12 protein-coding genes are annotated in these 17,931 nt (G+C 51.8%); 4 read left to right on the forward strand and 8 right to left on the reverse strand.

Going from position 1 to position 17,931, the window contains the following annotated elements; translation table 11 throughout:
- Positions 1-10: 10 nt before the first annotated feature.
- The 3 genes from ACTQ3A_RS09185 to ACTQ3A_RS09195 form a co-directional block, all read right to left on the reverse strand.
- Positions 11-922: a carbohydrate ABC transporter permease gene (locus ACTQ3A_RS09185; protein WP_441100454.1), complete on the reverse strand. Its 912-nt coding sequence runs from the start codon at positions 920-922 to the stop codon at positions 11-13.
- 135 nt (positions 923-1,057) lie between these two features.
- Positions 1,058-2,542, reverse strand: coding sequence for a carbohydrate ABC transporter substrate-binding protein (locus ACTQ3A_RS09190; RefSeq protein WP_441494664.1), 1,485 nt, complete (start codon positions 2,540-2,542; stop codon positions 1,058-1,060).
- A gap of 262 nt (positions 2,543-2,804) precedes the next feature.
- The gene (locus tag ACTQ3A_RS09195) at positions 2,805-3,830 is read right to left on the reverse strand and encodes a LacI family DNA-binding transcriptional regulator (protein ID WP_441494663.1); all 1,026 of its coding nucleotides are present in this window, start codon (positions 3,828-3,830) and stop codon (positions 2,805-2,807) included.
- A 390-nt stretch (positions 3,831-4,220) separates the two neighbouring features.
- Between ACTQ3A_RS09195 and ACTQ3A_RS09200 the strand changes: the two genes are divergently transcribed.
- Positions 4,221-6,656 carry a GH36-type glycosyl hydrolase domain-containing protein gene (locus tag ACTQ3A_RS09200; RefSeq protein ID WP_441494662.1) on the forward strand — a complete coding sequence of 812 codons (2,436 nt, stop codon included), beginning with the start codon at positions 4,221-4,223 and terminating at the stop codon, positions 6,654-6,656.
- Positions 6,657-6,827: 171 nt separating this feature from the next.
- On the opposite strand, the gene ACTQ3A_RS09205 is transcribed toward ACTQ3A_RS09200, so the two are convergent.
- The 5 genes from ACTQ3A_RS09205 to ACTQ3A_RS09225 form a co-directional block, all read right to left on the reverse strand.
- The gene (locus ACTQ3A_RS09205) at positions 6,828-8,192 is read right to left on the reverse strand and encodes an NCS2 family permease (RefSeq protein ID WP_441100450.1); all 1,365 of its coding nucleotides are present in this window, start codon (positions 8,190-8,192) and stop codon (positions 6,828-6,830) included.
- A gap of 189 nt (positions 8,193-8,381) precedes the next feature.
- Positions 8,382-8,912 carry a hypothetical protein gene (locus tag ACTQ3A_RS09210; protein WP_441100449.1) on the reverse strand — a complete coding sequence of 177 codons (531 nt, stop codon included), beginning with the start codon at positions 8,910-8,912 and terminating at the stop codon, positions 8,382-8,384.
- Positions 8,913-9,034: 122 nt separating this feature from the next.
- Positions 9,035-10,543 (reverse strand): ATP-binding protein, encoded by a 1,509-nt coding sequence (locus tag ACTQ3A_RS09215; RefSeq protein WP_441494661.1) that lies wholly within the window; start codon positions 10,541-10,543, stop codon positions 9,035-9,037.
- Positions 10,544-10,833: 290 nt separating this feature from the next.
- Entirely contained in the window at positions 10,834-12,561 is a 1,728-nt protein-coding gene (locus ACTQ3A_RS09220; protein WP_441100447.1) for a vWA domain-containing protein, read from the reverse strand.
- A 142-nt stretch (positions 12,562-12,703) separates the two neighbouring features.
- Positions 12,704-13,738 (reverse strand): 3-deoxy-7-phosphoheptulonate synthase, encoded by a 1,035-nt coding sequence (locus ACTQ3A_RS09225; RefSeq protein ID WP_441100446.1) that lies wholly within the window; start codon positions 13,736-13,738, stop codon positions 12,704-12,706.
- 376 nt (positions 13,739-14,114) lie between these two features.
- On the opposite strand from ACTQ3A_RS09225, the gene ACTQ3A_RS09230 reads away from it, so the two are divergent.
- From ACTQ3A_RS09230 to ACTQ3A_RS09240, 3 genes are all read left to right on the forward strand, one after another.
- Complete coding sequence (locus tag ACTQ3A_RS09230) at positions 14,115-14,978, forward strand: YitT family protein (RefSeq protein WP_441100445.1); 864 nt, start codon at positions 14,115-14,117, stop codon at positions 14,976-14,978.
- Positions 14,979-15,340: 362 nt separating this feature from the next.
- A complete protein-coding gene (gene pdxR / locus ACTQ3A_RS09235) occupies positions 15,341-16,525 on the forward strand; it encodes a MocR-like pyridoxine biosynthesis transcription factor PdxR (protein WP_441100444.1) in 1,185 nt (394 codons plus the stop codon).
- A gap of 27 nt (positions 16,526-16,552) precedes the next feature.
- Entirely contained in the window at positions 16,553-17,920 is a 1,368-nt protein-coding gene (locus ACTQ3A_RS09240) for a sodium-dependent transporter (protein ID WP_441494660.1), read from the forward strand.
- Positions 17,921-17,931: the final 11 nt, after the last annotated feature.

Genomic DNA, 17,931 nt, shown 5'->3' on the forward strand with positions numbered 1-17,931 from the left:
TCCCCTCCTTTCAGTCCTGCTTGTCCGCTGTTGTCTTGAACACAACCATACTCAGTAAACCGGTAATGATCAGCAGAATCACCGACAGGGCACCGGCCATTCCGTAGTTCTTGCTGTACAGATGCTTATTCAGATACATGATAAGCGTCATCGAAGAACGCATCGGATCTCCGCTTCCGTTCGTCAGGATCTGCGGAACATCGAACATCTGCAGACCACCGATCAGGGATGTGATCATGACGTACACAAAAATCGGTTTCAGAATCGGCATCGTAATGCGGAAGAAAATCTGTCTCGCATTGGCGCCGTCTACCTCGGCCGCCTCAAACAGCGACGAGTCAATGCCCAGCATACCTGCCATCAGGAGGATCGTCGTGTTGCCGAACCACATCAGGAAGTTCATAAACGCGACCATACCCCGGACGCTTCCGATATGAGACATGAACTTATAGGGCTTCGCAATCAGGTGCAGAGACATCAGAATCGAATTGACAGGCCCGCTGTCCGCAAAAAGGGTGAAGAACAGCATGGCAAACGCCGATGCCATAATCAGGTTCGGGAGATAAATCACAGTCTTGAAAAATCTTTGCGCTTTCAAGTGCAGGGACGGATCGGTGAACCAGGCTGCAAGCGCCAGCGAGACTACGATCTGGGGCACAAATCCAAGCACCCACATGATCATGGTGTTCGCGAAATACTTCGGCAGATCACCGCTCGTAAACAGCTTTGCGTAATTTGCAAGTCCGATGAAATTCGGTCCGATCTGCTTCAGACCCGATCTGTAATTTTCAAAAAAACTGTTGTAAATGGTAGAAACCAGCGGAATCATCTGAAAGATTACAAACACCGCCATAAAGGGTATCAGAAAAATATATCCGTACCGGTTATGCCTTTTGATCCTGCTTTTCTTATGCTTTTCCATACCCTGACCTCCCGACTCAAATGGCTCCGATTTATATCTGCGTATAAAAACGGGGATCCGTCAGAGCAGATCCCCGACCGGGACGACGGATCCTTAAGCTTTCACGGATCCATCGCTCCTTTCCTTTTCCTTCCGTCAGTCTACGCTGACATCCGGATATTTCTCCTGAATTGCGCTCTTGAACTGCGCCAGTGCATCGTCATAGGAAGCATTTCCATCGAAATAGTTCTTCATCGCGGTCTGGAATTCCTCGTTGCATCCCTGATCGTAAATGGAGATGTTGCTCATATCTACCTTCTCAGCACCTGCTGACAGCATCGCGTACGGATTCTGTCCGCCGAGGATCGGGTTTCCGAAGGACTCGTCGTTTGCGAGAGCATCCAGAACGGTCTTGTTGTTTACACAGTCAGAATCATCAACAGCGATTTCCTTCATGATATCATCGTTTGTCGTCATGTTCAGGATGATATCCTTTACGAGCGTCGGGTTGTCAGTTCCGTTTGCCGCGCAGATCCATGTGCCGCCCCAGTAGAAGCCCTGCGGTCCTGTTACCAGACCCCAGCCACCGTCCTTGCCGACGGATCCGTCCTCATCGCTGTGCATCGAGAAGTTGATCAGCCATGCCGGTCCGAAGTAGCAGAATACCGGAGTATCCTTGAAGAATCCCTTTGACCAGTCGTCGGACCACAGCTCATAGGAGTTCTCCTCGCCTGCGTCTACAAGAGCCTTGGAATCATCTGCCCATGCCTTGATGTTGTCATCAACGACAACCTTGCCGTCCTGAACCCACGGTCCGGAAACGTTGTTGGAATATACACGATAGGTATCCATAGCGGAGCACATCTGATAGCCCGCATCCTTTACCTTCTTGGCGGTCTCATTGAATTTGTCCCAGCTGGAAACCGCATCCTGAACCGCGTCCAGATCATCTGTTCCGAGAACCTTCTTCGCGATATCACGGTTGAAGATCAGTCCTGCGGAGCATGCCTGCCATGAGGAACCGCGGATATCTCCGTTCGCGTCCGTCACGACATCCTTTGTATACTGATACTGCTTGGAGAGATCGTCATCGGTAATGCCAAGGTCTGAGAGCTTCATCGCAACATCCGCGTCAGCGTCAATATACTTCAGCGCGTAATCCGCTTCTACCAGGAAGATATCAACCTTCTTGTCCGCTGATGCATCCGCGTTCTCCGGAAGTACGGTGTCCAGATTGTTCTGGTATGCGTTGTCATCAGAAGGAGTAACTGTAAATTTCACGGTAACGTCGCCGATCTTGCCGCCCTTCGTGGCATCATTCGGATCAGCAGCCTCAAATCCCGGATAGTGAGCCGCAAGACGATTCGCGAACTCATCATTCCAGCACTGGATATTCAGAACAGTTCCCTCTCCGGAAGCATCCGCAGACGAAGACGTCGCCTCGGCTGCCGAGCTTGAGGAAGCAGCCGTGGTCTCTTCCTCCGCACTGGAAGAAGCAGATGTACTTGCACTGCTTGCGGACGATCCGGACGAGGATGCCGCGGATGAGGAAGCAGTGGAGCCGCTGCCGCACGCTGCCATCGGCACTACCAGTGCCGCCGCCATTGCAAGACTGAGTAATGTTCTCATACGTTTCTTCATGTTTTTTCCTCCCTTACATTAAATAGCTCTGCTGTCATGATTTGGATTTTGATACAGAGTTTATTTTAGAAACAAAAACAACAGGTTACCTCTATGTATTACATCTTGGTGCAATGTTATTGCCTGCAAATCTCATCCGCGTCCTGCGCGGCGGGGCTTTCATCAGCTCAACTGCTCTTCTGGCGCATTCACATCACTCACATGCAAGACTCATGGAAGACGATTCCATGCCTTTCCGATCACGTCCGGTCCGGCGCACCACTTACACGGAAGTCTTCGGATCCCCGGAAATATCTCTGACCGTCTGCCCCTCCAGCAGCTTTCCCTCAACGAGAAGCTCCTCTGCGACGCAGCTCTTCTTGTGCTCGATGGACTCGACCAGCTTTCTCCCGGAAACCTCTCCGATCTTTGCCGCGTCCTGATACCACGTAGTAAGCTTCGGGCGGATCACCTGCGACAGATTGATGCCATCGTATCCGACCACGCTCAGGTCTCCCGGAATGGAAATCCCCATGCGCTCACACTGATTGCTTCCGCCGATGTACGAGAAATCATCCGGATACATGATCGCGGTCGGCGGTTCTTTCAGCTCCATAAGCCGGCGCGTCGCCTCTGCTGATACCTTTGTGTCGTGATACCTGCCCTCGATGACATATTCCTCAGGCACATCGATTCCGAGTTCACCGCACGCCTTGTAGAATCCGCTCAGCCGTTTCTGTGTAACCGACGTCTGTTCTCCGTGAATGAATGCGATCCTCCGGTGTCCCTTGTCATACAGGTAATGCACCAGCTGGTACGCACCGTTCACGTTGTCACTCATCACACAGCTGTGATTATTAAACGTATAGTCTATCGTTACCGTCGGAAACTCACTGTCAATCAGTTCCCGAACCGCGCGACCTGTGAAGTCAACGCTGGCGATCAACACTCCGTCGCACTTGCGGTATCTGCAGTGTTCCGTGAAGGATCTCCCGCCGATGGCCTGGCTGATAAAGGTAATGTCATACCCCAGCGCTTCTACCGTATTCTTCGCGCTGTTCAAAATCTGCGAAAAATATTCATGAGTCAGACCGCTCATGGTCTCGTCCTCAAATACGACTCCGATATTATGTGAGATATTGGTCTTCAGCTGTCTCGCGGCTGCGTTCGGCATGTAATGCATCTCCCGGGCTGCCCTCAGGATCCGTTCCGTCGTCTCTTTTCCTACGTCGCCGTAGCCGTTCAACGCCTTGCTGACCGTCGCCGGAGAAACCTCACACATTTTTGATAGATCTTTAATCGTCACCATGATGTCCTGATCTCTCCTTTGGTCTGTCTCACTTAATCGTTTTCGTTGCTCTCATTCTAAATCGTTTTCGGTTATTCGTCAATTATTCTCATTTCACAATTATATTCCGATATTTTTGTCTAGTTTACATATACTTTATCTTTGAAAACGTTTTCTCTATTTACTTTCAAATAATTGAAGCTTATAATGAGCTAAAGCTAGTTACGAAAACGTATTCGTACAGATTCTTTGAAAATCCAGTCTGGCGGCTGTCACGGCACGCGCAAGAGTTCTGACAGATGATAAATCTCGTCGATTACAATGCCGCCTGTCGCACGGCGCGCAAAAGAACTATCTTATAATATGTGATTATGTATGCATATACAGAGCCATCTGAAAGGAGGATATCAGATGAAATTCGGACACTTTGACGACGCGAACAAAGAGTACGTGATCAGCACGCCACGTACTCCCCTTCCCTGGATCAATTATCTGGGTTCACAGGATTTTTTCAGCCTGATTTCAAATACGGCCGGAGGATACTCCTTCTATAAAGACGCGAAGCTCCTGCGGCTCACCAGATATCGCTACAATAACTGTCCTCTGGATAACGGCGGGCGTTATTACTATATTAAAGACGGAGATACGATCTGGAATCCCGGATGGCAGCCGACTCAGACCGAGCTTGACAGCTATTCCTGCCGGCATGGTCTGGGATACACCATCATCACCGGGACCAAAAACCAGATCGAGGCTACCCTTCAGGCATTTGTACCGATTCATGACAACTGTGAGATCAACCGCATCATTCTGACGAACAACTCCTCTTCCCAGCGGCATCTGGATCTGTTCAGCTTCGTCGAGTTCTGTCTCTGGAACGCACAGGACGACGCTTCAAACTTCCAGCGCAATTTTTCCACCGGTGAGGTGGAGGTACTCGGAAATACGATCTACCACAAGACCGAATATCGTGAACGCCGGAACCACTATGCCGTCTATTCCGTGAATCGCGATATCGCCGGATTCGATACCAGCAGAGAGGCTTTCATCGGACTCTACAACGGCTTTGCCAATCCTGAGGCAGTGCTTGCAGGAGAAAGCAGGAACAGTATCGCACACGGCTGGCAGCCGGTCGGAAGTCACCATCTCAAGGTCGATCTCGCCCCGGGTGCCTCGGAGAGCTTTATTTTTGTTCTGGGATACTGTGAGAATCCGAAAGATCAGAAGTTCGAGGCTCCGAATGTCATCAACAAGAAGCCGGCAAATGAGCTTCTCGCAAAATACCAGACCGACGAACAGGTGGATCTGGCATTTCAGGAACTGAAGGATTACTGGAGCCGGCTGTTATCCACCTACACCGTGCACACCGATGATGAAAAGCTGAACCGCCTTGTGAACATCTGGAACCAGTATCAGTGTATGGTGACCTTCAATATGAGCCGCAGCGCCAGCTATTTCGAAAGCGGTCTCGGGAGGGGAATGGGGTTCCGGGATTCCTGTCAGGATCTTCTGGGATTCGTCCATCTGATCCCCGAAAGGGCGCGTGAACGAATCATCGATATCGCGAATACGCAGTTCGAGGATGGCAGCACATACCATCAGTACCAGCCTCTGACCAAAAAAGGAAACGCGGACATCGGCGGAGGTTTTAACGACGATCCTCTGTGGCTGATCGCTGCGGTCTGCGCATACATCCGCGAGACCGGCGATTTCTCGATTCTGGACGAGAAATGCGCCTTTGACTGTGATTTTTCCAGAGCAGTTCCGCTGATGGAGCACCTGAGAAGAAGTTTCCGCTTCACCTCAACACACCGGGGTCCCCACAGTCTTCCGCTGATCGGCCGCGCTGACTGGAATGACTGCCTGAATTTGAACTGCTTCTCAGAGGAACCCGGCGAAAGCTTTCAGACCTTCGGTCCGAGCGAGGGACCGGTGGCAGAGTCTGTTTTTATCGCTGGAATGTATGTTAAATACGGAACAGAGTATGCGGAGCTGTGTGATCAGATCGGTCTTGATGAAGAAGCTGCGGAAGTCCGCAGGAATGTGAAGGAAATGGAGACAGCCATCGAGGACGCCGGATGGGACGGCAGCTGGTTTGTTCGTGCCTATGACGCATACGGCAAGGCCGTCGGCAGCCATACCTGCGAAGAGGGCCAGATCTATATCGAGCCTCAGGGCATGTGCGTAATGGCAGGCGTCGGAGTAGACGACGGAAAGGCCGAAACCGCACTGAAAAGTGTTGAGCAGAAGCTCGAGACAAAATACGGCATCGTCCTGCTGCAGCCGGCTTACACAAAATATCATGTCGAGCTCGGTGAAATTTCCTCTTACCCTCCGGGGTATAAGGAAAACGCAGGGATCTTCTGTCACAACAACCCTTGGATTGCCTGTGCGGAGACCGTTCTCGGCCACGGCAACCGCGCCTTTGAGGTGTTCCGCAAGACCTGTCCGATCTACCTGGAAGATATCAGCGAGATTCACCGCACAGAACCATATGTGTACTGTCAGATGGTCGCCGGCATCGACGCGCCCACCTTCGGAGAGGGCAAAAACAGCTGGCTCACCGGCACCGCCGCATGGACCTTCACGGCTATGAGTCAGTACATCCTCGGTGTTCAGCCTACGTTCCACGGATTGAAAATCGATCCATGTATTCCTGACACCATGAAGGGATATACCATTGACCGAACCTTCCGCGGCGTCAGATATCACATCACCGTGAACAACTCCGCTCACGTACAGAAGGGTGTGAAATCCATGACGATCGACGGCAGTCCGGTCGAAGGCAACGTGATTCCGCCTGTCCAGGGTAAAACTGACGTAAATGTCGTCGTGACACTTGGATGAATTTTCTATAGCTTTTAAGAGCTTTTAAGTAGCACAAAGAAAGGCTGCCGCGTCAGAGATGACGCGACAGCCTTTCTTTGCGCTGCAATTCAATCGGTATATCTGACAGAGGACTCTGATTCACGGATCCAATCGATAGATCTGTCAGATGGATCGATTTATCGCATGGAGTTACGAGAAGTTTGTAACCAGAGATACAATCCTCAGGCAGAACAGGACGAATACCACCCACATTACCGGGCTGACATCCTTTGCCTTCTTCTCGAATACTTTCAGGATAACCCATGACAGGATACCGAACATGATACCTGTCGCGATGGAGTACGCCAGCGGCATCATCAGCATCGCCATGTACGCGGCTGCCGTATCGGCGATATCTCCGTCAAATTCAATCTTCTTCGCTGACGAGATCATCAGCATGCCGACATACAGAAGAGCCGGTGCTGTAGCAAAGCTCGGAATTGCAAGGAAGATCGGGCTCAGGAACAGGGACAGGATGAACATCACACCGGTTGTAACCGCGGTCAGACCGGTGCGTCCGCCCGCAGCAACACCTGCGCTGGACTCTACGAAGGAAGTAATCGTGGATGTACCAAGACAAGCACCTGCAACAGTACCAATAGCATCAGACAGAAGTACGCGGCCTACACGGGGAAGATTTCCGTTCTCATCCAGAAGTCCCGCCTTGTCTGCAACGCCGACAACCGTTCCAACGGTATCAAAGAGATCTACATACAGGAAACTGAACATGATCGCGATGAACTGAATCAGATGCTGTCCTGCCCATGCGAAATTAAACTTGAACGCTGTGTTCGCGATACCTCCGAGCTGAAGACCTGCGGAGAAGTTCGGGAATACACTGTAAACGCCCGCGTCAACGTCAACGACATACCAGCCGGCTGCCTGTGCGATCATTCCGAGAACCCAGGTTACGATAATGCCGATCAGCACAGAACCCTTTACGTTGTAATGCACCAGGATCAGGATGATGATGAATCCGATCAGCGCCAAGGCGACATCCGGTTTGCTGAAGTCTCCAAGGCCGACCTTTGTGGAATCATTTGCAACGACGATGTTCGCGTTCTGAAGACCGATGAACGCTACGAACAGACCGATACCTGCGGAAATACCGTTCTTCAGGTTTGCCGGGATTCCGTTGATGATCTGCTCACGTACCTTGAACAGGGACATGATGATAAAGATAATGCCCTCAATGAATACAGCAGTCAGACAGATCGTGAAGGCATCTGCCTGTCCTCCAAGTTCGCCCAGACATACGGTATAAGCAAAATACGCGTTCAGTCCGAGACCTGCGGAAAGAGCAATCGGGTAATTTGCGAAGAATCCCATGATGAAGGTAGCGATCGCCGAAGCAAGAGCTGTTGCAACGAATACGCCGCTCCGATCCATAACCGTACCCAGAATATTCGGGTTGACGGCAAGGATGTAAGCCATCGTCAGGAAAGTTGTGAGACCAGCGATGATCTCAGTTCTCACGGTTGTGCCGTGCTCTTTGAGTTTGAAAATTTTCTCCATCTCCACTCGCCGGAATAACCGGCTCCTCCTTTTGAAAAAATTTTAAATAGTTGATTTATGATTCATCCGAAAGGCAGATTCTGCCTCTGCGGAACAATCATCCTGATTTATTAACCACTCAATCATATTCATCATTTATTCCGCGGCGCGCATCTCAGCAATCCACCGCATATACGCGTGCCTGCCGCATCAGAGGGAAAAATCAAACGCGTCGCTTCCGATCTCCTGATTCTTCCAGTTCATCAGCCAGAGCATCATTTCTCTCTCACCGGCTCTTTCGAGAGTTTTAATGCAGCCCTCAATATTTTCCGCATTGAAAAATCCCTCTTCCGCCAGAAGCTTCAGTACCGGAAGATTCCGGTCAGCCGCGAGATGACGCAGGACTTCCTCCAGCTTTGCGTTGATTCTGCCGCGGTACTCCGCCGCCTTCTCCGGGGCGAGATCCTCCGGATACTTCAGACGCATCAGAATCATTTCCACTCTCCTGGAATCCATCCAGGTACGGTCGAGCACCCTGTCATAGACCGAGAAATCATACTCCTTCCCGTTTCTGCCGAACCCGGTGAGCAGATCATTCATCATGTAGGTATTCTCAACCGGAAACACAAGAATCGTGCCGGAATTCTGAAGTTTTATTCTGTCTGTCTCGTTTTCTCCCGCGCTACGTGCATATTTTAACAGAAGTGCGTCTTTTTTTAAATACTTATCTATCGATACCATGCGCTATTCCAATCTGCTTCACAACACATTCACTTCCCGGCACCATTCTTTCTCACATTGCATTCATTTTCCCGGCACCATTCTTTCTCGCATTGCATTCATTTTCCCGGTACCATTCTGCCTTAAATCGCATTCACTTCCCGGGACAGCTCCTTTTCCCTCTCGGAAAGCATGAACTTTTCATGGTAGCGGAAATATTCCTCATTCCCGTGCGCACTGAGAAAGCGGACGCTGTAATCGTTGACCGTGAGCTCTGTCACCAGGAGAAGCATTTCATTCCCGTCGCCGAAGGCGCGGCTGACAAAATCGAATACGTTGGAAATCTCCCTGCTGATCCGGGAGGTCTCCCCCTTCATAGAGCTGACGCGCCCCGAGAAAATTCTTTTTACAATTTCAAATTCTTTGTCGGATCCCGCAGGCTTTTCCAGACGAAAATCCTTCAGACACTCCCCGGCAAAGGCGATGGGGTACTGCCTCCGGAGTCTCTCATCGTCTGTGATCCCGTTTGCCGCCGTCAGCTCCTCCAGCTTCTGCTCTTCTTTCTGCATAGCTTCTGTCAGAAGCTCCGAGACGGACCGCGCATTTTTTTCCTGTATCCCGGCACCGATCTCAGCCAGTCCGGCGTGCAGACCCTTCAGGCAGTCTTCCTCCCGCACGTTCTGCCGGATTTCCGGCAGAAGCGCCTCCGTCAGAAGCCCAAGAAGCGTGATTCTCTCATCAAAGGGTGCCTTCCCCGCTCTCGCCACGATCTGGCTCTCCGCGGTCCCGTCCAGAATGCGGCGGACCTGGTAGTCTTCCCGGTACTTCCGGTACAGCTGATAATACGTTGCAAATTCCGCGGCAATTCTCGGATGGTGCAGATACTGTCCGATCAGCATCTCATCAACCGGGAAACTCTGTTCCTCATAGAGAAAAATTGCCTCGGAGAGATCTTCCCAGCCGCGCGCCGTCACGTAGTTCTTGCCGTCAACCGTCGTCTCGATCGAATAGAAATCATCCGGATTGATATCCAGATAAGACTGAATTGCCTTGTGAATTCCCTGCTTTTCCGCATAGGTCTTCCATGTGGCATAATCTGGCTCCGCCTTCAGGACCTTAAGGCGGTCCAGTGTGACGATATCAAACTCATGCACCGATCGGTTGTACTCCGGCGGATTGCCGGCAGTTACCACGACCCAGCCCCGCGGGATCTGATGAGTGCCGAAGGTCTTGTACTGCAAAAACTGAAGCATGGAAGGACCGAGCGTTTCCGAGACACAGTTGATCTCATCCAGAAACAGTATGCCTTCCTTCTTTCCGGATTTCTCCATGTTTTCATACATGGAGGCGATAATCTCACTCATCGTATATTCGGAAACATTGCAGGCCTCGCCCTGATAGCTCTTGCGGGAGATAAACGGCAGACCGAGAGCGCTCTGTCTCGTGTGGTGTGTCATGGAATATGAGACGAGGGAGATATCAAGCTCCCTCGCGATCTGTTCCATGATTGCAGTTTTTCCGATTCCCGGCGCGCCGATCAGGAACACCGGTCTCTGCCTCTCCAGAGGAATTCTGTAATTTCCATATTCATCCTTCATCAGATAGATCATCACTGCCTGACGAATCTGTTCCTTTGCCTGCTGTATATTCATTCCTATCTCTTTCTGTATCTCTGACTCTTTCTGCGTCTCCGACTGTGTACCGGTCTGTGTCTCTTTCTCCGTCTATGTTCCGGTCCGTGGCCCCGTCTGCATCTCCCGCTGTGTACCGGTTCGTGGCCCCGTCTGCGTCTCCGTTTGTGTTACAGTCCGTGGCCCCGTCTGCGTCTCTGTCTGTATTACGTTCTCTTTTTCAGGGCCAGTTCCGCAAGCCTGTCAGCGTTTTTGCGATGCGTGCCCGGCGGACGCGGCTTACTGCTCACGCATCTTCAGCTTTGCTTCCGCTAACCGAAGTCTTCCGCGTCCAGAACGAGCCTCATCGCCCACGACGGCACCTTCGGAATCTCAAATCCCTCTCTGACAAAAATAAACGCCGTCTGATACTCTGGTTTCCGCAGTGGAAACGTCCCGTATCCGTCCGTGAAATAAAGGAGTCCCCGGAGATTTCTCAGTTCTCCGGAAGCTCTCATCTGGTCTACCCGTTCAAACACGGGCCGGAAGTCTGTTCCTCCGGACCCGGAAATCTCAATGCTCTTCATGTACCGCTCAAACTCTTCATCGGAGGTTATCTTTCTGTCCTCCTGTATGTCGCTGTCACATTGTATAATATGAAGATTCATCCGTTCTGTAAAGCTCTCTGTCGTTTTCAGCACGGACCACGTCTTGTGGAGAAAGTTACGGATCGTCGATCCCTGGCAGGAGCCAGAGGTATCCAGCGCGATGACAAAATCACGGATCTTCATGGTCTCCCGATATTCAAGCGGCTCGATCAGCGGCATGTTACGGTACAGCTGCATGCCATAAGTATAATAGATATAGTCAAATTCATCCGGGTTGACGTGAATCTCTTCCGCCGATCTCGCAAACTTCCGGAGAAACGACTCATACTCTCCGCTTTTCCGGTACTGCTCGTGAAAAACCTTTTTCAATCCACCCGGAACTCTTGCCTGGTTCTTCTCGAAGGACTCCATATCCTTCTGCACGCCGCTGCTGATGGTCTGCCACTTCTGTCCGACCGAATCTCCGCCCCGGCGGATGATCATCTCCTTCCAGACATGATCTTCCATCAGCCATGGCTCGTGCAGATCAAAACGAAAGAGCTCACGGAGCTCCTCTGCTCCATTCTCTCTATGAGCATTGCCCTCTCCCGAGGCCAGATTTTCTCCCGGAACATTACCATCCCTCGAGGCCAGATTCTCTCCCCGAACATTGCCATCCTTCGTGACCTGATTTTCTCCCGGAACATTGCCATCCTTTTCCGGTACGGATTCTCCAAGGAACAAACGATAAAGGCTCTCGGCGGTCATCTTCTCTGTGTATCTGCGCAGCTGGCGGATCCGGTTTCTGCGCTCCCAGTCTTCCGGAAGCTCCAGATCACGAAGACCGCACTCCTCCACCGCGTTTTCCGCGGCGATATCGGCAGCCAGGTCCCACAGCCCCGTCTCCAGTCTCGTATACCGGAACGGATGCCGAAAGAGACAGTGGAAAATCATGTGAAGGAAGGTTCGGATCAGTCGGATCCGGTCCTCTCGAAACAACCGGATCACTGATTCCGCATCACAGTAAATGTAGCTGCCGTTAGTTCCGATGCCCGCAGGAAGATCCGCCAGACGGTACCCGCCGGCATCAATGCCGAGCAGGCTTCCGGCGAGCTTTTCCCCTAGGGTCTTCTTTTCCTGATCACGCTCTGCACCCTCACTTTCCGGATTCCGGAACTCACTCTCCGTCTTTTCCTTCTCTCCAGCGGAGCTCACCGGGCCTAAGCCAGCTGTCCCGGACCCCGGCAATACGCCCTTCGGAGCCGGATTCATCCTGTCTCCCGGTTCATCAGCTCTCTCTGCGGACGGTGTATAAAAGACCACCGGCATCGCCAGGAGCGCCCGGTTCAGATATGGCATCTCCGTGATCAGCTTGTCCCGCGCGAACTGCAGAATCTGCCCGGCAAGCGCCTCCCGCGAATCCGGATACGCGGTTTTATCCCTTTCAGTTTTCTGCGTCTTATCTGTTATCATTCACTTACTCTTCTTCGCACAGTTCTGCAGGCTGCGCCGGTTCGTTTGTTTGTTTTCTGAACGCTCTGTTTGGGTTTGTTTATTTTCTGGGCGTTCTGAACGCGCTATTCTGGTCTGTTTATTTTCTGAGCGTTCTGTCAGCTTATACCAGTTCTGCCAGCTCGCAGATCAGCTTCTCGGACTTCTCCCAGCCAAGGCAGGGATCTGTGATTGATTTTCCATAGATGCCCTCACCGATCTTCTGATTTCCATCTTCCAGATAGCTCTCGATCATGAGGCCCTTCACCATCCTGTGAATGTCTTCAGATACATGCATGCTGTGAAGAACGTCCTTGGCTATACGGATCTGCTCAATGTATTTCTTACCGGAATTCGCATGATTGCAGTCCACGATCACCGCCGGGTTCTTCAGATCCCGCTCCGCATAGAGCTCACAGACATTTCGAAGGTCTTCATAATGATAATTTGGCATACTGTTGTTAAATTTGTCAACATATCCGCGGAGAATAGCATGTGCCATCGGATTTCCCGTCGTCTGAACCTCCCATCCCCTGTAAAGGAACTTCTGTCTGGACTGAGCCGCTGTGATGGAATTCATCATAACCGTCAGATCGCCGGAGGTCGGATTTTTCATTCCTGCAGGGATGCCGATGCCGCTCGCCACGAGGCGGTGCAGCTGATCCTCCACGGAGCGCGCGCCGACCGCCACATAGGACAGCAGATCCGACAGATATCTGTGATTCTCCGGATAGAGCATCTCCTCCGCGCAGGTGAAGCCGGTCTCCCGGATCACTCTCGTGTGCATATCCCGGATCGCGATGATGCCCGCGAGCATATCCTCCTTGCCCTCGGGATCCGGCTGATGCAGCATTCCCTTATATCCGGTCCCGAGCGTTCTCGGTTTATTCGTATAGACACGGGGAATGATGAAGATTCTGTCCTTCACCTTTTCCTGTACTTTTGCCAGACGGTTCATATAATCCAGAACGGCATCTTCATTGTCCGCCGAGCAGGGGCCGATAATCAGAAGAAAACGGTCATCCTTCCCGGTAAAGATCGCTTCGATCTCCTGGTCTCTCTGCTCTTTGATGTCCTTCAGCCTCTGGTCAAGCGGAAACTCCGCCTTCAGCTCCTGCGGTGTCGGAAGTTTCCGGATAAAATTCATCTGCATTTCCATAGTGTCTTCTCTCCTTGTTTCATGATCGGATCGTTCCGAATCTATTTTCGCGCTTTAAAGTGTAAAAGAAGCGTGTCTTTATATGATACCATAAATACACATCAAATCAACCCGGCACGATATTTTTTTCACATCCCGCCAGATATTTCACATTTTCACCCTGTTGTCGCACACATATGCCCAAATTTTCTCTCCGCCCCTGGCTCAAGCCACCTTGACCTGCGTTCCATGTCGCTGAACAGAGCCATTCATCCTTTGAAAAAATCCCTCCGGATACATTCCTTTCAGATATCTTTTCCTGTACAATAGAGCTGTAGAAATTCGATATCCTTCAGATTACTAATCGAAGGAAGCAAACGAACGAGGAGAATCCGCTATGACTGAAAACAAAATATTCACCAGAAGAAATATGTTCTCTCTGGGCGCCATGATTCTTTCCTCTTTTATCATGGCCTGCGGCAATAACCTGCTGATTGAAGAAGCCAACCTGCTCCCGGGCGGAGTCATGGGCATCTCCCGTCTGACACATGTCATCGGCGGCCTGTTCCATGTAAATATCCCGCTGATCGTTGTGTATCTGGGGCTGAATATTCCGGTCGCGCTTTTCTGCATCCGCCATATCTCAAAGCGATTTGTCCTGCTGTCCCTGATCCAGATTCTGATGCTGTCTCTGTTCATGCATCTGTTTCCTCACTACCGGATTTTTGACCAGGAGATTCTCAATGTGATCTTCGGCGGAGTAATCTGGGGCGCAGGCACCACGATTGCCCTTCAGGGTGGCGGCTCCACCGGAGGAACAGATTTCATCGCCCTCTACGTATCAAACAAGACGGGAAATGAGATCTGGATGCAGGTCTTCTTCTTCAACTGCCTGCAGCTGGCAATCTTCGGATCGGTCGCAGGATGGGGCCAGGCCGGCTATTCGATTATCTTCCAGTTTATATCCACCCGGATGATTAATACCTTCCACAACCGCTACAAACGGGTCGTGCTTCAGATATTCACCAAGCACAAGACCGATGTCACAAAGGCCTACCTAAAGCGCTTCGACCATGGCGTCACCATTCTGGACGGCACCGGAGGCTATACCGGTGAAAAAACCAGTCTTCTGCTTGCCGTCACATCCAGCTACGAGGCAAGCGAAGCTATTGAAGTGATACGCAGGGCAGATCCACACGCCATCATAAATGTCGTGAAATCCGAAAAGCTCGTCGGCAACTTCAAGCAGCCCCGGCTATGATTCGAAACGAGATAAAACACGCTGCGCGAGTTTTATCTCGCTATCGCGACGCTCGCCGCACACGAATACTTCGCATTCGGCTGCGGCTCTCTGTTCGCGTAAATCAGACCTGCTCCGGGATTTTTTCCCGGCCGCAGTTGCCGTAATGTAGTATTCTCCCAAAAAAATTGAAATTCATTCATGTTTCGTATATAATCATGAGAGTGTTTTCCGCGTTAAACTGTTGCGCTGTAAACCGGCGCAATCGCCATACTACTGCGCTGTAAACCGGTGCAGTCACTAAACTGCTGCGTTGTAAACCGGCGCAGTCACTATACTGCTGCGCTGTAAACCGGCGCAGTCACCATCCTCAGTAAACTGCCATGCGATACTCAATCGACCGAAATTCCAGACAGCCCGCCTATATGCAGCTCTATCTGCAGATGCGGGAGGACATTGTGACAGGCGCATATCCTTACGGCACGAAACTGCCATCCAAACGGCTGGTTACCTCAGAGGTAGGGGTCAGCATCATCACCGTCGAACACAGCTACGCGATTCTGTGTGACGAGGGCTATGTTGAGTCGAGAGAGCGAAGCGGCTATTATGTCTGCTACCGGGAAGCGGACGTCGTTCCCGTAGCGGGAATGACAGCCCACGAAGGTGGTGCCGGAGGTCACGCACATCCTTATCCGCCGCGTTTTTCCGAGAAGCGGCTGAAACGACAGGAACGGGATGTGCTGGATGAGACGACGCGCTCCGGTGTTTCGGACAGCTCTGACGGCATTCCGTACAGCATCCTCGCGCGGACCATGCGCAGGGTTCTGACCTGTCAGGGAGAGAAGGTTCTGGTCAAGTCTCCCGGAAGCGGCATTCCCGAGCTGCGGATTGCGATCGCGTCCTATCTGGCCAGAAGCCGCGGCATCCGCATCGAACCATCTCAGGTCATCATCGGATCCGGAGCGGAATACCTGTACAGCCTGATCGTTCAGCTGCTCGGCCATGACCGTATCTACGCTCTCGAAGATCCCTCTTATGAGAAAATCCGCCGCATGTACGCGGCGAACGGTGTCGTCTGCGATATGCTCAAAATGGGACCGGAGGGTATTCTGAGCACCGAACTCGCGGCCACAAAGGCCACCGTCCTTCATGTGACGCCCTTCAACAGTTTCCCGAGCGGCATCACAGCTTCCGCCTCCAAGCGGAGGGAATACATCCGGTGGGCGGCAGACAGGAACGGAACCATCATCGAGGATGATTTTGATTCGGAATTCACGGTATCCTCAAAGGCCGAAGACACGCTCTTCTCCCTGGAGCCCATGAAGACCGTGATCTATCTGAACACTTTTTCCAAAACCGTCTCACCCTCCATCCGTATCGGATACATGATCCTGCCGGAGGAGCTTGTGGGACAGTTTCAGACAAAGGTCGGATTCTATTCAAGCACCGTCCCCACCTTTGAGCAGTATGTCCTGACAGACCTGATCAACAGCGGAGACTTCGAACGGCATATCAACAGTGTGCGCAGAAAACGCCGGAAGGAAAGGGAAACAACCGAACTTCTATAATTTTATCATTTACACTTTGGGGGAAATATGGAAAAAAGAGAAACGCTTGGATCCAGGCTTGGATTCATTCTGCTGTCGGCGGGCTGTGCCATCGGAATCGGCAATGTGTGGCGATTCCCCTACATAACCGGTAAGTACGGCGGCGGATTTTTTGTGCTGATTTACATCGTCTTTCTGCTGATTCTCGGAATTCCGATCATGACCATGGAATACTCCATGGGCCGGGCCAGCCGCAGAAGTATTCTTCCCGCGTACCGCATGCTCGAGAAGAAGGGAACGAAATGGCATCTGATGGGCTATCTGTCCATGGCAGGAAACTACGTGCTTCTGATGTTCTACTCCGTCGTATCGGGATGGATCCTCTACTATGCGGTGCAGATGGCCGCCGGGCGCTTTGATGGAAAGAGCACCGTGGAGATCACATCCGTCTACGCCCACATGATCTCCTCACCGGCGATTCTGACGGGCTTTATGCTCATCATTGTTCTTATAACCGCCGTGGTCTGCAGCAACGGGCTTCAGGGCAGTGTTGAAAAAATCACGAAATTCATGATGATCGCCCTGATCCTGATCATGATCGTTCTCGGAATCCGCAGCCTGACTCTTCCCGGCGCCGGCAAGGGCTTTTCCTTCTATCTGAAGCCGAGCATCAGCAACATCAAAAAGGCGGGCGTGTGGAACGTCATGTACGCCGCTCTGAATCAGAGCTTCTTCACCCTGAGCATCGGTATGGGAGGCATGGAGATCTTCGGAAGCTACATCGACAAGACCAAGCGCCTCGCAGGGGAAGCCGTCATCGTGACATGCCTGGACACCTTTGTCGCCATCACGGCGGGTCTGATCATCTTCCCGGCATGCTTTGCCTACGGCATCTCGCCGGACGCCGGTCCGAGCCTGATCTTCCTGACCCTGCCGAGAGTCTTCTCCTCGATGGCTCTGGGCAGACTGTGGGGAACACTGTTCTTCATCTTCCTGTTCTTCGCGGCGCTCTCCACGATGATCGGTGTGTTCGAGAACCTTCAGGCATTCGCCATCGACCTGCACCACACGCCCCGCAAAAAAGCCGGACTGATCAACGGAATCCTCATCGCGCTGGGCTCAATCCCCTGCGCCCTCGGCTTCAACCTCTGGAGCAGCTTCCAGCCGCTTAGGGCAGGCAACACAATCATGGACATGGAGGACTTCTTCGTCAGCAACATCTGTCTTCCGGTCGGATCCTTTGTCATCATTCTCTTCTGTACCTGGAAATACGGATGGGGCTTTGAGAATTACCTCAGCGAGGTCAACGAGGGCTCCGGCATCCGGATCTCAGGGAAGCTCAAGTGGTACTTCAAGTATGTGCTTCCGGTGATTGTCGGATTCCTGGTTGTGTACGGTATCGTGACCTACTTCTGATTTCTTCCTGC

Source organism: Bilifractor sp. LCP21S3_F8 (genome assembly GCF_052117805.1).
In the GTDB taxonomy this organism is placed as follows: domain Bacteria; phylum Bacillota; class Clostridia; order Lachnospirales; family Lachnospiraceae; genus Bilifractor.